At 72.9% G+C, this 14,131-nt stretch carries 10 protein-coding genes; 2 read left to right on the plus strand and 8 right to left on the minus strand.

The annotated features are described in order from the left end of the window. Positions 1-215 precede the first annotated feature (215 nt). Complete coding sequence (locus tag ACZ45E_RS16210) at positions 216-2,936, minus strand: putative bifunctional diguanylate cyclase/phosphodiesterase (protein ID WP_468221437.1); 2,721 nt, start codon at positions 2,934-2,936, stop codon at positions 216-218. Between the two features lie 570 nt (positions 2,937-3,506). Continuing rightward, the gene (locus ACZ45E_RS16215; protein WP_468221240.1) at positions 3,507-4,445 is read right to left on the minus strand and encodes a 2-hydroxyacid dehydrogenase; all 939 of its coding nucleotides are present in this window, start codon (positions 4,443-4,445) and stop codon (positions 3,507-3,509) included. A 76-nt stretch (positions 4,446-4,521) separates the two neighbouring features. On the opposite strand from ACZ45E_RS16215, the gene ACZ45E_RS16220 reads away from it, so the two are divergent. After that, entirely contained in the window at positions 4,522-5,523 is a 1,002-nt protein-coding gene (locus tag ACZ45E_RS16220) for an aldo/keto reductase (RefSeq protein ID WP_468221439.1), read from the plus strand. Between the two features lie 130 nt (positions 5,524-5,653). Further along, positions 5,654-6,823, plus strand: coding sequence for a PQQ-dependent sugar dehydrogenase (locus ACZ45E_RS16225; protein ID WP_468221242.1), 1,170 nt, complete (start codon positions 5,654-5,656; stop codon positions 6,821-6,823). Between the two features lie 11 nt (positions 6,824-6,834). Here ACZ45E_RS16225 and ACZ45E_RS16230 read toward each other — a convergent pair whose 3' ends face one another. The 6 genes from ACZ45E_RS16230 to ACZ45E_RS16255 all read right to left on the minus strand — a co-directional run bounded on the left by ACZ45E_RS16230 (position 6,835) and on the right by ACZ45E_RS16255 (position 14,052). Continuing rightward, a complete protein-coding gene (locus ACZ45E_RS16230) occupies positions 6,835-7,047 on the minus strand; it encodes a DUF6191 domain-containing protein (RefSeq protein WP_468221245.1) in 213 nt (70 codons plus the stop codon). A gap of 11 nt (positions 7,048-7,058) precedes the next feature. Continuing rightward, positions 7,059-10,154 (minus strand): helix-turn-helix transcriptional regulator, encoded by a 3,096-nt coding sequence (locus ACZ45E_RS16235; RefSeq protein WP_468221247.1) that lies wholly within the window; start codon positions 10,152-10,154, stop codon positions 7,059-7,061. 83 nt (positions 10,155-10,237) lie between these two features. Beyond that, on the minus strand, positions 10,238-10,429 hold the full coding sequence (locus ACZ45E_RS16240; RefSeq protein WP_468221249.1) for a hypothetical protein: 192 nt from the start codon (positions 10,427-10,429) through the stop codon (positions 10,238-10,240). Positions 10,430-10,608: 179 nt separating this feature from the next. Beyond that, the gene (locus ACZ45E_RS16245; protein WP_468221252.1) at positions 10,609-11,211 is read right to left on the minus strand and encodes a hypothetical protein; all 603 of its coding nucleotides are present in this window, start codon (positions 11,209-11,211) and stop codon (positions 10,609-10,611) included. Between the two features lie 35 nt (positions 11,212-11,246). Further along, positions 11,247-11,816, minus strand: coding sequence for a GNAT family N-acetyltransferase (locus ACZ45E_RS16250; protein ID WP_468221254.1), 570 nt, complete (start codon positions 11,814-11,816; stop codon positions 11,247-11,249). Further along, positions 11,794-14,052 (minus strand): MMPL family transporter, encoded by a 2,259-nt coding sequence (locus ACZ45E_RS16255; RefSeq protein WP_468221257.1) that lies wholly within the window; start codon positions 14,050-14,052, stop codon positions 11,794-11,796. Before ACZ45E_RS16255 ends, ACZ45E_RS16250 begins: the two co-directional genes overlap by 23 nt. Positions 14,053-14,131: the final 79 nt, after the last annotated feature.

Here is a 14,131-nt window from a genome sequence, read left to right on the forward strand (position 1 = left end):
TGCGAGGGTTGTGCAGGGGTCTTACGGGTTGCGTCCTGTGCCGGTGCAACAAAAAACCCCTCGTGCCGTGAGGCAAGCGAGGGGAGCGCGCCGGGTGCGGTCGCCGGGAATTCTGATGGTCACATCAGTGAGTCCCAGCTTCAGCCGACGCGCTTTCCAAGTACGAGAATTCGGGTGCGCATGGCCTTGACCCTCCCCCCGGCACGCATGGCGTGTCAAGTGGGTGGGACGGGAGTCTCATTATGTGAGCGGGGAGCGGACGCTCCGGCGAACACCGGCTCGCCCTGCTCGCGCGGCACGGGGAACTCCCCCAGGACCAGCGCGCGCCGCAGCCGGTACTCGTCGAGCGCCCCGGAGAACGCCATGCCCTGGCCGTGGGTGCACCCCATCGTCCGCAGCGCGAGCACCTGCTCGGGCCGGTCCACCCCGTCGGCCACCGACGCCAGTCCGAGGTCGCCCGCGATCCGCAGCAGCCCGCTGGTGATCTTGTGCAGGCGCGCCGACTCGACGACGCCCTCGATCAGCGACCTGTCCAGCTTCAGTACGTCCACGGGAAGGCGGCGCAGCGCGGTGATGGCCGCATAGCCGCTGCCGAACCCGTCCAGGGCGACACGGACACCGAGCCTGCGCAGCGCAGTGAGACGCCGCTCCAGCTCGTCGAGGGGGACCCGCGGGTCGCTGTCGGCGAGCTCGATGACGAGCGCGCCGGACGGCAGCCCGTGCCGGGTCAGCAGCGACTCGATGGAGCCGAGCGGCATGGCGCGGTCGAGGAGCCTGCGGGCGCTGATCCGCACGGCGACCGGGGTCGCGTGTCCGCTGCGGCCGCGCTCCGCGGCCTGCTCGACGGCCTTCTCCAGCATCCAGCGGCCCAGCTCCGCGGTGCGCTCGCTGTCGTCGGTCACGCGCAGGAACTCGCCGGGCGTGAAGAGGATGCCCTGGGCCGAGCGCCAGCGCGCCTGCGCGGCGACCGCCGTGATCCGGCCGTCGTCGAGCGAGACGATCGGCTGGTGCAGCAGCGCGAACTCGCCGTCGTGCAGCGCCGAGCGCAGCCGGGTGGCCAGCTCCGCCTTGCGTACGACGTCGGCCTGCATCTGCGGCGCGTACAGCTCCACGCGCCCCTTCCCGGCGGCCTTGGCCCGGTACATCGCCAGGTCCGCGTTGCGCAGCAGCTCGCCCGCCGTGATGCCGGGCTCCGCGAAGGAGACACCGATGGAGGCGGCGACGCGTACGTTCTCGTGGCCGTCGATCGTGTAGGGCTGGGACAGGGTGATTCTGAGCCGGTCGGCGAGCTCGTAGATCTGCTGCTCCCTGGCGGTGTGGTCGCGGCCTCCGTCACCGACGATGAGCGCCGCGAACTCGTCACCGCCGAGACGGGCCGCGGTATCTCCGGATCGCACGGAGTCGGCCAGCCTTCTTGCCGCCTGCACGAGCAGTTCGTCGCCCGCCTGGTGGCCGATCGTGTCGTTGACCTGCTTGAAGCCGTCCAGGTCGATGAAGAGCACGGCGGTGCCGTGGTCGGTGGCCCGCCGTCCGGTCAGGGCCTGGCCGACCCGCTTGGTGAACAGCGCCCGGTTGGGCAGGTCGGTGAGCGGGTCGTGCTCGGCGTTGTGCTGCAACTGTGCCTGGAGGCGCACCCGTTCGGTGACGTCTCTGCTGTTGAGGATCAGTCCGCCGTGGTGGCGGTTGATCGTGGACTCCACGTTCAGCCAGGCCCCGGTGCCGGAGCGGAAGCGGCATTCGATCCGGGTGGTGGGCTCCTCGACCTGGCTCGCGGCGAGGAATCTGCGCACCTCGTGCACCACGCGTCCGAGGTCCTCGGGGTGGATGATCGAGGCGAGCTCGGACCCGACGAGCTCCTCCGCCTCGCGTCCGTAGACGCCGGCGGCGGCCGGGCTGACGTACCGCAGGATGCCGTTCGGAGCGGCGATCATGATGACGTCGCTCGAACCCTGCACCAGGGAGCGGAAGTGGTTCTCCTTCTGCGCCAGCTCCTGGGTGAGCGTGATGTTGTCGAGCAGCATGATGCCCTGGCGCACGACGAGGGCGAGGACCACGGTGCAGGCCGTGAAGAGCACGACCCGGTCCACGCTGTGGCCGTTCAGTACGTTGTAGAGGATCCCCAACGTGCAGACGGCCGCGGCCAGGTACGGGGTGAGCGCGGCCAGCGATCCGGAGATGGGCTGGGTGTGACTGACCTGGTAGCGCCCGCCGGGGCCCTGGGCCCGCTCCTCGTACGCCGCCTCGTACGAGGGCCCCACCCACGGCGCGTAGGCGAGGAGCAGCGATCCGGCGAACCAGCCGGCGTCGAGGATCTCCCCCGAGCGGTAGCTGGCGTGCAGCAGCGGCGAGGTGAACAGGGCGTCGCACATCACGGTCAGGGCGAGCGCGCCGATCGCGGTGTTGACCGCCGTGCGGTTGCCGGGTGAGCGCCGGAAGTGCAGGGCGAGGACCATGCTGACCAGCGCGATGTCCAGCAGTGGATAGGCGAGCGAGAGCGCGGTGCGGGTGACGCTCTGCCCCTCGAACTCGGCGGTGTGCGCGAGCGCGAGGCTCCAGGAGAGGGTGAGCAGGGACCCGGCGATGAGCCAGGCGTCGAGCCCGAGGCAGATCCAGCCGGCCTTCTTCACGGGCCGCTTCGCCAGGACGAGGAGGCCGATGATCGCGGGCGGCGCGAAGCAGAGGAAGAACACGTCGGCGAGGCCCGGCGTGGGCACGGGCGCCCGCAGGACCACCTCGTACCAGCCCCACACCCCGTTGCCCAGCGCCGCCATCAGGGAGGACAGCGCGAACAGGAGCCAGGCCGGTCGAAAACGGCTGCGCCGGGTGCGCGCGTACAGGAAGTTCGAGACGGCGGCGACGGCGGCGGCGATGCTCAGCCCGAAGTCGCCCATGAACAGGGCGACTTCCTTGCTCCCCCAGCCGAGCGCTGAGCCCATGGCGTAGGTCGCGCACAGAAGGGTGAGCACCACCTGCGGGCCGGCGCTCGTGCCGCGCCGCGAAGCGCCCGGGGGGACCGACGCCCTGGCGTGCAGGGGGGCTCCCAGTGGGGTGGTCTCCGTCGGCTGGGCGGTCACCGTGCCGCCTCGGTCCGTCGGGCCGCTCCGGTCTCCCGCTCGCCGGGGGCGGTATGCGGATGCCTTCTGCGGCCGCCGCGGGGCCCGGTCCGGTGCGCGCCGCTCCTGCGGCAGCCCGGACTTCGCCCGCGCATCGGTGCGTGTGAGGGTCGCCGTCGGCGGCCCCGCCGCGTCGGATCGTTCACCCATAGGCCGTGCATCGCCCGTCGCCCCCCTCGCAGTCCGTCACTCGTCCCCGGCGCCGCGTACCGAGCGGCGCTGCCCCAGTCGGGACGATACACCAGTCTCGTCACTCAGGGACATAGTCTCTCTACGCTCCGTGACGACCAGCGGGGATGGAAGCACAGGGTGCATCCAGGCGGGCGCGGAGCGTGTGCGCGCCGCTCCGGGCCGCTGTACGCGAGTACCCGGCTGGGGCCGGTGATGCGTCCGTCAGCTGACGGTGTGCACGACGTTGTCCAGGGGCTGTCCGGCCGCGAAGCGGGTGAGCTGGGCGGCGAGGAGCCGCTTGGCGCGCGGCAGGAAGGCGGAGGTGGGGCCGCCCACGTGCGGGGAGATGAGCACCCCCGGAGCCTGCCACAACGGGTGTTCCCGGGGCAGCGGTTCGGGGTCGGTGACGTCCAGGGCGGCGGTGAGACGGCCGCTCTCGAGCTCCGTGAGGAGGGCTTTGGTGTCGACGACGGGCCCCCGGCTGACGTTCACCAGGAGCGCGCCGTCCTTCATCCGCGCGAGGAAGTCGGCGTCCACCAGGCCGCGGGTGTCCTCGGTGAGCGGCGTGACCAGGACGACGACGTCGGCTTCGGGGAGCAGCTCCGGCAGGTCGGTGAGGGCGTGCACGGGGCCGCGCTCCGCCGTGCGTGCGGAGCGTGCGACGCGTGCCACCCGCGCGACCTCGAAGGGGACGAGCCGGTCCTCGATGGCCGAGCCGATCGCGCCGTACCCCACGACGAGCACGTTCTTGTCGGCGAGCGCCGGGCGGAACCCGGAGCGCCACTCCCCGCGCTCCTGTCCGCGTACGAAGTCGGGGATGCCGCGCAGGGAGGCGAGGATCAGGGTGAGCGCGAGTTCGGCGGTGCTGGCGTCGTGCACCCCGCGCGCGTTGCACAACTCCACGCCCGGACTCAGGTACTTGAGCCCGCCCTGGACGTGGTCGACACCCGCGGAGAGGGTCTGCACGACGCGGAGGGACGTCATCCGCGGCAGCGGCCGTACGGCCGTGTCGGCGCCCTTCATGTAGGGGACGACGTAGTACGCGCACGCGGCCGGGTCCGCGGGGAAGTCCGGTTCACCGTTCCAGAAGCGGTAGTCGAGCCCGTCGGGCAGGCCGGGGATCTCGTCGGCGGGGAAGGGCAGCCATATATCACCAGTCATGGTCAGGAGGCTATGTCAGCCCCGCCGACGGGCAGAGGTTAGGTTGGTGGCCAAAGACAGGGAGGGTCACGAGCAGGTGGAGCGCAAGGCGATCGGGGCGGCGGCGCTCGAGGTGGGGGCGGTCGGGCTCGGCTGCATGCCGATGAACTGGGCGTACACCGGCTCGCGGCGGCGCGGCGAGGAGTCGTTGCGCACCGTGCACGCGGCGTTGGACCGGGGGTGCAGCCTGCTCGACACCGCCGACATGTACGGGCCGTTCACCAACGAGCTGCTGCTCGGCCGGGCCCTGAAGGAGCGGCGCTCCGACGCGTTCGTGTCGACCAAGGTGGGGCTGCTCGTCGGGGAGCAGCACATTGTCGCCAACGGCCGCCCGGGCTATGTGAAGCGGGCGTGCGACGCGTCGCTGCGCCGCCTGCAGACGGACGTCATCGATCTCTACCAGCTGCACCGGGCGGACCCCGAGGTCCCGGTGGAGGAGACCTGGGGCGCGATGGCGGAGCTGGTCCGCGCCGGCAAGGTGCGCTCGCTGGGGCTCTGTGCGGTGGGGGCGCGGGCCACCCGCCGCGGTGGCCGGGCCGGGCTGCATGCCGGAACGATTCAGCAGCTGGAGCGGGTCCAGCAGGTGTTCCCGGTGAGTTCGGTGATGGCCGAGTTGTCGGTGTGGTCGCCGGAGGCGCTGGGGGCTCTGCTGCCGTGGTGCGCGGTACGCGGCGTCGGATTCCTGGCGGCGATGCCGCTGGGCAACGGTTTCCTGACGGGCACGCTCACCCCGGGCCAGGGTTTCGAGCCGGACGACGTACGGGCCCGCCACCCCCGGTTCACCGCGGAGATGATGGCGGCGAACCAGCCCATCGTGGCGGGGCTGCGCCGGGTCGCGGCCCGTCTCGGCGCGGACGTGTCCCCCGCGCAGGTGGCGCTGGCCTGGGTGCTCGCGCAGGGGCCGAACGTGGTGCCGGTGCCCGGGACCAAGCACGAGCGATGGGCGGCGGAGAACGCGGCGGCGGCCGAACTGAAGCTCTCCGGGACCGACTTGGCGGAGATCGCGAGCCTGCCGAGGGCCCAGGGCTCCTGGGACTGACGGGCCCTGACACCGGCGGGATCCGGCCGGACTCTCGCGGGCGGGGCCGGATTCGGTCGGTGGAGATCGGGAACCTCGGGGCGCGAGCGGTGTATGAACGGTAGAACCGTCGCGTCGAAGGGACCTGATCGTGCAACGTTCCGCTGTGCGGCCCGCGTTGGCCGTGGCCGCCTGTGCCGTCCTCCTGTTCACGGCGGCGTGCTCGTCCGGGGACGACGGGCAGCCGGGCAAGGACAAGCCGTCCACGACGGGTGCGGGCGAGCCGAGCGGGAGGACCGCTTCGCCGAAGCCGGCTGACGTACCCCCCGCGAAGGGCTCCGTCACCGTGGGCCGCACGGCCGCCACCGGCCTCAAGTCCCCCTGGGGGCTCGCCCTGCTGCCCGACGGGGACCTGCTGGTCTCCTCCCGCGACGAAGGCACCCTCACCCGTGTCCGGCCGGACGACGACAAGACGGAGCTCGGCTCGGTGCCCGGGGTGGCCCCGGCGGGCGAGGGTGGTCTGCTCGGCATCGCGCTCTCGCCGGACTACGCATCGGACCACATGATCTACGCGTACTTCACGACGGAGTCGGACAACCGCATCGCGCGGATGCTCTACGACGAGAAGAAGCCGCCCGGTGAGCAACTGGGCGCTCCGGACACGGTGTTCAAGGGCATCCCCAAGGGCACGAACCACAACGGCGGGCGGATCGCGTTCGGCCCGGACGACCTGCTGTACGTGGGGACGGGCGAGACGTACCGGACCGAGCTGGCGCAGGACAAGAAGTCGCTCGGCGGCAAGATTCTGCGGCTGACCCCGGACGGTGACCCCGCGCCGGGCAATCCGTTCGGCGACTCCCCCGTGTACTCGTACGGCCACCGCAATGTCCAGGGCCTCGCCTGGGACAAGGAGAAGCGGCTGTGGGCCTCGGAGTTCGGCCAGGACACCTGGGACGAACTGAACGACATCGTGGCGGGTGACAACTACGGCTGGCCCGACGCCGAGGGCAAGGGCGGCGGCAGCGGGTACCACGACCCGATCGCCCAGTGGCACACCCAGGACTCCTCCCCCAGCGGCATCGCCTACGCCGAGGGCTCGATCTGGATGGCGGGGCTGCGGGGCGAGCGTCTGTGGCGTGTCCCGCTCGACGGGGCGAAGGCCGCGCACGAACCGCAGGCGTTCCTGGAGGGGAAGTACGGGCGGCTGCGCACGGTGCTGGCCGCGGGCGGCGACAAGCTGTGGGTGGTGACGAGCGAGACGGACTCCCGGGGCACACCGGGCAAGGGCGACGACCGGATCCTGGAACTGAAGGTGAGCTGAGGAAGCCGCGGTCACTCGCGCGGGGGCGCCGGGCCCCGCGCGTCCTCGGGCTCCGGCCCGGCCGGGTCCTGCGGGCGCATGACCACCTTGCCGGAGGAGAGGTCTATGGGGCCGCGGCCGGGGTCGCCGTCGTTCAGGTCGACCCGGGTCAGCTCCAGGCGTCCGCGCTCGTCGTCGGTGTGCTTGCGGCCGGGTGCGAACACCTCCTCGATCAGGTTGAACACGGCGCCTCCTGTCAGCCCGTACCGCCGGGCGGCACGAGCACCGGCCGCTCTGGGAGAAGGTGCAGTCGGTGGGCGAGGGCGGCCGCCTCGCCGCGGCCCGCGACGCCCAGCTTGGCGAGGATGTTGGAGACGTGGACGCTGGCGGTCTTGGGGGAGATGAAGAGTTCCCCGGCGATCTGCCGGTTGCTGCGGCCGGCCGTGACCAGGCGCAGGACGTCCCGTTCACGGCTGGTGAGGCCGAACTCCTCGGCGGGGTCGGCCGGGGCGTCCTGGCGCGGCACGTCACGGGCGAGGCTGAGCCGGGCGCGCTGGGCGAGCAGGGCCACGGACTCGGTGAGGGGGCGGGCGCCGAGCCGGTCGGCGACGGCGCCGACGAGGCGGAGCAGCTCGGTGGCGCGCTCGCGGTCGGCCTCCGCGGGGCTGCCGGCCGCGGCGGGGGCGAGGAGGGACTCGGCGAGGCCGAGCCGGGCGCGGGCCAGGTCGTGCGGGCGCCCGAGGGGTTCCAGGGCGGTGACGGTGGCGGACCAGTCGTCCGGGGTGTCACGGCCCTCGGCGCGCCGGAGTTCGGTGCGTACCCACTGGTCGTGGGCGTGCCAGGCGGGGACCGGGGTGGCTTGCCGCCGGGCGGCGTCCCGGATGCGGGCGATGGCCTCGGCGCGGCCGGTGTCGGCGGCCGGCAGGCCGCGGGCGTCCGCCTCCGCGGCGGCGGCGGTGCGCAGCAGCGGCCAGATGTAGCGGTGCATGGAGGGCGGCAGGTCGGTGACGACGCGGCCGAGTTCGGTGCGGGCGTCGAGGACGCGGCCCTGGGCGGCGGCGAGCGCGAGGGTGAGATGGGCGAGCGGAAGGGCGTACTGCGGCATCGGGTCGTGGGTGCCGTAGTGCTCGTGGGCGGCGGCGAGGTGGCCGGCCGCTTCCTGGAGGGCGCCGCGGCCCAGCGCGATGGTCGCGAGGTGCACGCTGGAGGTGCCGCGGGGTTTGCTGCTGGGCGAGGAGCGGCGGGTCCAGTGCGCGGCCTTGGCCGCCTCGTCCCAGCGGCCGAGGGAGATCAGGGACTCGGCCTTGTTGGCGCGGACCCAGCCCTTGGTGTCGGTGAGGCCGTAGCGGCGGCACAGGGCGATGCCCTCGTCGCAGATGCGGACGGCTTCCTCGGAGCGGCCCGCGCCTTCGAGGCAGGACGGCAGGTTGACGTTGACGTTGTTGATGCGGGCGATCAGGCCGAGTTCGATGGAGCGGTCGCGCACCGCGTGCAGTTCGGCGAATCCCTGTTCGATGGAGCCCGCGTCGACGAGGAGGCCGCCGAGGATGACGCGGGCGTGGAGCTCGGTCTCCTCGTCGTCGACCATGTGCGCGTACTGGACGGCGCGTTCGGCGGCGGCGAGGGTCTCGGCGCCGGGGCGGTGCAGCATGCCCCAGGACGCGGCGTGGGTGAGGACCTGTGCGTGCACCGCGGACGGCGGCAGCCCGCTGACCAGTTCCTGCGCGGTGGCTATCTCGTCCCAGCCGTCACCGCGGCCGGTGTGCGAGCTGATCCGGGAGCGCTGGATCCAGAACCAGGCGGCGCGCAGCGGGTCGCCCTCGCCCTGGGCGGCGGCCTCGTCGAGGATCCTGATGGCGCGCTTGCTGATCTTCATGGCGCGTTCGCGTTCCCCGCACAGGCGGCCCGCGACGGTGGCCTCGCCCATCAGGTCGAGGTAGCTGAGCGGGGTGGTGGCCGGGTCGCAGCCGCAGGCCGGATAGGAATCGGAGTACTCGCCCATCCGGAGCGTGGCCCGGATGGACTCCGGCGCCCCGTCCCAGAGCTCCATCGCCCGCTCCAGGAGCCGGAGTTGCTCGGCGTAGGCATGCCGGCGGCGCGCCTCGACGCAGGCGCCGAGGACAGCGGGCAGCGCCTTCGCCGGGTCGTGGGCGTGGTACCAGTACGTGGCCAGGCGCATGGCGCGGGCGTCGGCGGGGACGAGCGTCGGCTCGGCTTCGAGGGCTTCGGCGTAGCGGCGGTTGAGGCGGGAGCGCTCGCCGGGCAGCAGGTCGTCGCTGACGGCCTCGCGGACCAGGGAGTGGCGGAAGCGGTAGCCGTCGCCGTCCTCGGTGGCGAGGAGGATGTTGGCGCCGACGGCCGCGCGCAGGGCCTCGATGAGTTCGTCCTCGCCGAGCCGGGCGACGGCGGCGAGCAGCGGGTACTCGACGGTGGAACCGCCCTCGGCGCAGATCCGGGCGACGCGCTGGGCGGACTCGGGCAGCGACTCGACGCGGACGAGGAGGACGTCGCGCAGCGAGTCGGTGAGTCCTGTGGCGCAGCCCTCGGCGGCGGAGACGGCGAGTTCCTCGACGAAGAAGGCGTTGCCGTCGGAGCGGCGGAAGATGTCGTCGACGACGGCCCGTTCGGGTTCCGCGGCCATGATCCCGGCGACCTGGCGGGCCACTTCGTCGCGGGTGAGGCGGCCGAGCTCGATGCGGGTGACGGTGCGCAGCCGGTCGAGTTCGGCGAGCAGGGGGCGGAGCGGGTGGCGGCGGTGCACGTCGTCGGCGCGGTAGGTGGCGACGACGGCGAGGCGGCCGCTGCGCAGGGTGCGGAAGAGGTACGAGAGGAGGTGGCGGGTGGAGGCGTCGGCCCAGTGCAGGTCTTCGAGGACGACCACGACGGTGTGCTCGGCGGCGACGCGCTCCAGGAGCCGCGCGGTGAGTTCGAAGAGGCGGGCCGTGGCGCTCTCGTCGCCGCGTCCGTCGAGGCCGCGGCCGTGGGGTGCCCGGTCGCCCAGCTCCGGGAGCAGCCGGGCCAGTTCGTCCTCCCGGCCGGCCGCGGCGGTGTCGAAGGCGTCGGGCAGCCGGCGGCGCAGTGCGCGCAGGGCGGCGGAGAAAGGAGCGAAGGGCAGTCCGTCGGCGCCGATCTCGACGCAGCCGCCGGTGACGACGACCGCGTCCTGCCGGCAGGCCCCCGCGGCGAACTCCTCGACGAGCCGGGTCTTGCCGACCCCGGCCTCGCCGCCGAGCAGCAGCGCCTGGGGCGCGCCGTCGGCGGCGCGCGCGAGGGCGGTGTGCAGTACGCCCAGTTCGTCGGCGCGGCCGACGAACACCGGGCTGACGGACCTGGTCTCCACACCGGTGAGCATCGCACACGGATCCGAGGGCGCGGCGGGGTTTTCGGCGCGGTGCGGGCGGCCCGCCCGCCTCTCCCCCGGCCGGGGCGGGGCGCTCACGCGGTGCGCGGGGCACGGTGCCGGCACGACTCCTCCGCGCTCACCCGCCTCTCGGCCTCCTGGCCGGCCGGGCGGCGCCCGGCGCGGTGGGCCCTGGCCGCGGCGCGGGCCGTGCGGGCCAGCCGGTACTCCTCGGCGCGCTGGATGAGTTCGGCGGAGCGGACCTGGTGAAGTTCGTACTCGAACATGTCGTCCCCCTGGTGACGATCGTCTGCGGTGCTCGCGGAGTGCTTTCCGCGATGCCTCGACTCTCGTCTCCCAGGGGGGTGTGCCACATCGGGAGAGTGCCGCATGTTCGGGGGCGGGGGGTGCCTTAGGCGGGGCCGGGGATGCCTTAGACGGGCCCGGCCACCGCCTCAGCCGGGTCCTAGCTGGTCTTCGGCAGGCTCAGGAGCAGGTCCGAGTACTTGGCCACGGCGAGCAGCAGGCCGAGGACGCCGAGCGAGACGCCGGCCCACGCCGTCGACTTGATCCAGGTCGCCTGCGCCCTGCCGGGTACGCCGAAGGCGGGCTTCACCAGGACGAACGCGCCGACGACGAGGGCGATCAGCGAGAAGACCCCGCCGACCAGTGCGGCGGCGTGCCAGGAGTCGCCGTAGACCTCGGAGACCTGGGTGGCCACGGACGCGCTCTGCGCGGTGTTGAGCTGGCCGATGAGCGACTCGCGGGCCGAGGCGACCGTGCCGAGCCAGCTGCCGCTGAGGGCGACGATGCCGAGGCCCACGGAGACGATGGCGCCCGCGCCCTGGCCCACACCGGCCGGGCGCGCGGCGGCGGCCTCGTCGGCGTACTCGGTGTCGTCCGTGCTCTCGGTGTCGTCGGCGGACTCGGCGGGCGCGGCGGGCGCGGTGTCCTTGCTGCCCTCGACGGCCTCGCTCTCGGCCCCAGCCGGCTGTTCGGTCGCCTCGACGGCCTCCTCGTTCTCCTTCCGCTCGGCGGCGTCGGGCTGCGCATCAGTCTTCGTAGTCATGCTGCGCACCGTACGGACGGAGTCTGAGAGGTTCCTTAATGTTTCTTGTGCGCCTCGCGTGCGCTGCGCCATTCCGGCGCCAGGACGGACCAGATCTCCTCGTCGTGGCGCACCCCGTCGTACAGGTTCGCCTCGCGCAGGACGCCGTCGCGGGTCATGCCGAGGCGGCGCGCGACGTTGATGCTGGGGGTGTTGCCCGCCGCGGCCTGCCACTCGACGCGGTGGATGCCGCGCTCCTCGACGGCCCAGTCGATGAGGACGCGGGCCGCGCGGGTGACGAGGCCGCGCCCGGTGGCCGCGGGCTCCAGCCAGCAGCCGACCTCGCAGGTGCCGCCGACCGCGTCGAAGACCCGGAAGAGGACGCCGCCGACGAGTTCGCCGTCCAGCCAGATGCCGTGCAGGCTGCCGTTGTCCGCGGCCCGCTTGTCCGCGTAGCGCTGGATGAGAGCGCGTGCCGAGTCGGCGTCGGTGGCGTCCTTGCCGAACGGGATGAACTGCCCGATGAACTTCCGGCCGCGGTCGAGGTGGCGGAGGAACTCCTCCGCGTGCCAGGGCTCAAGGGGGCGCAGCTCGGCGCTGTCGTCACCCAGCGGTATCGCGTACATCAAGCTCCTTCGTCGGTACGGCGTCCAGGGCGCCGCCCACCGCGGCGCGCTGCCCGGGGATCCTCGCATCCGCCGCCGCCCGGCACTCCGGCGGCTCGATGCTGAGGCGGGGCAGGCGACGCTCCAGCCAGCCGGGCAGCCACCAGTTGGCGCCGCCGAGCAGGTGCATCAGGGCGGGCACGAGGAGCGTACGCAGGATGAAGGCGTCGACGGCGACGGCCGCGGCCAGGGCGATGCCGAACATGGCGATCACCCGGTCCCCGCTGAGCACGAAGGCGAGGAAGACGGAGATCATGATGACGGCCGCCGAGTTGATCACGCGGCTGGTCTCGGCGAGGCCGACCCGGACGGCCCGCCGGTTGTCGCCGGTCTCCAGCCACTCCTCGTACATCCGACTGACGAGGAAGACCTGGTAGTCCATGGAGAGACCGAAGAGCACCGAGACCATGATGACCGGCAGGAACGGTTCGATCGGGCCCGATCTGCCGAGGCCCAGAAGGTCGCTGCCCCAGCCCCACTGGAAGATCGCGACGACGACACCGAACGCGGCGGCGACGGCCGCGACGTTCATCGCGGCGGCCTTCAGCGGAATGCCGAGCGAGCGGAACGCGAGCAGCAGGAGTACGCAGCCGAGCCCGACCACGACGCCGACGAACAGCGGCAGCTTGCCGACGACGACCTCGGCGAAGTCGTCGTAGCTCGCGGTGACGCCACCGACCTGGACATCAAGCGAGCTGCCCTGCTCGGCGCCGGGGACGACATCGGCGCGCAGCCGGTCGACGAGGTCGCTGGTCCGGTCGGACTGCGGGGCGGAGTCCGGGACGACGGTGAGGTAGGCGGTGGTGTCGTCGTGGTTGTACGTCACCGGGGAGACGGCGGCGACGCCCTCGGTGGAGCGCAGCTCGCCCGCCAGGTGGCCGAGCGCGCGCTTGTCCTGGGCGCCGTCCACGTCGCTGACCAGGGTGAGCGGCCCGTTCACGCCGGGTCCGAAGCTGTCGGCGAGCAGGTCGTAGGCCTGTCGCGTGGTGCTGGACGCCGGGTTGTTCCCCTGGTCCGAGGTGCCGAGGTGGAGGAAGAGGGTGGGCAGGCTCAGGACGGTGACGACGGCCAGGGCGATCCCGCCGAGCAGTTTCGGGTGCCGTTCGACGAAGGCGGCCCAGCGGGCGGCGAGCCCGGTCGGCAGCTCCGGTTCGGGCCCGTGGACGGCGAGCCGGCGCCGCTCGCGCCGCGACAGGGCCCGCGTCCCGATGAACGACAGGAGCGCCGGCAGCAGGGTCACGGAGGCGGCGACGGTGAGCAGCACGGTGAGCGACGCGGCGATGGCGACGCCGTTGAGGAAGTCGAGCCGCAGGATCAGCATGCCGAGCAGGGCGATGCAGACGGTGGCGCCCGCGAAGACGACGGCCCGGCCGGTGGTGGCCATGGCCCGTTCGGCGGCGACGGCGACGGGCAGGCCGCGTTTGAGGCCGCGTCGGTGGCGGACCACGATGAAGAGCGCGTAGTCGATGCCGACGCCGAGTCCGACGAGCATGCCGAGCATCGGCGCGAAGTCCGCGACGGTCATGGCGTGGCCGAGCAGTCCGATGCCCGCGTAGGCCGTGCCGACGCCGATCAGCGCGGTGGCGATGGGCAGCGCGGCGGCGGCGAGCGATCCGAAGGCCAGGAAGAGCACGACGGCCGCGACGACGACGCCGATGACCTCGGACAGGTGGGCGGAGGTCGGTTCGGTGAGGGCGACGGCGCTGCCGCCCAGCTCCACCCGGAGGCCGTCGGGCCCGTGGGTCTCGGCGTCGCGCGCGGTGTCGACGACGGCCTGCGCCTGGCTCCGCGGGATGTCGTCGGCCTGCTGCCCGAAGGTGATCGTGGCGTACGCGGTGTGCCCGTCGGCGCTGATCCGGGCGGCGCCCTGGGCTCCGTACGGGGAGGCCACGGAGGAGACGCCGGGCAGTTCGGCGATCCGGTCCAGGGTGTTGCTCATCGCCGTCTCGACGTCGGCGGCGCGCACGGTGGAGCCGTCGATGTGCCAGACGACGGTGTCGCTGTCGCCGCCGAGGCCGGAGAACCCCTCGTCCAGGAGCTGGGTGGCCCGCCCGGACTCGGTGCCGGGTGCCTCGTAGTCGTTCGAGTAGGCGGACCCGGCGGCCGCGGCCGCCGCGCTCGTGCCGCCGAGCGCGAGCAGCCACAGCAGGACGACGACGAGCCGGTGCCTGACACACCACCGTGCGAGTGCGGCCACGGACGTGCTCCCTGGGAGTTTTATGGATCTTTATCGGGAGTGGCCCGCAAAGAACACTTGAGCAAGGGTCAGTCACTCT

The sequence above is a fragment of the Streptomyces sp. NPDC030991 genome (assembly GCF_055571235.1).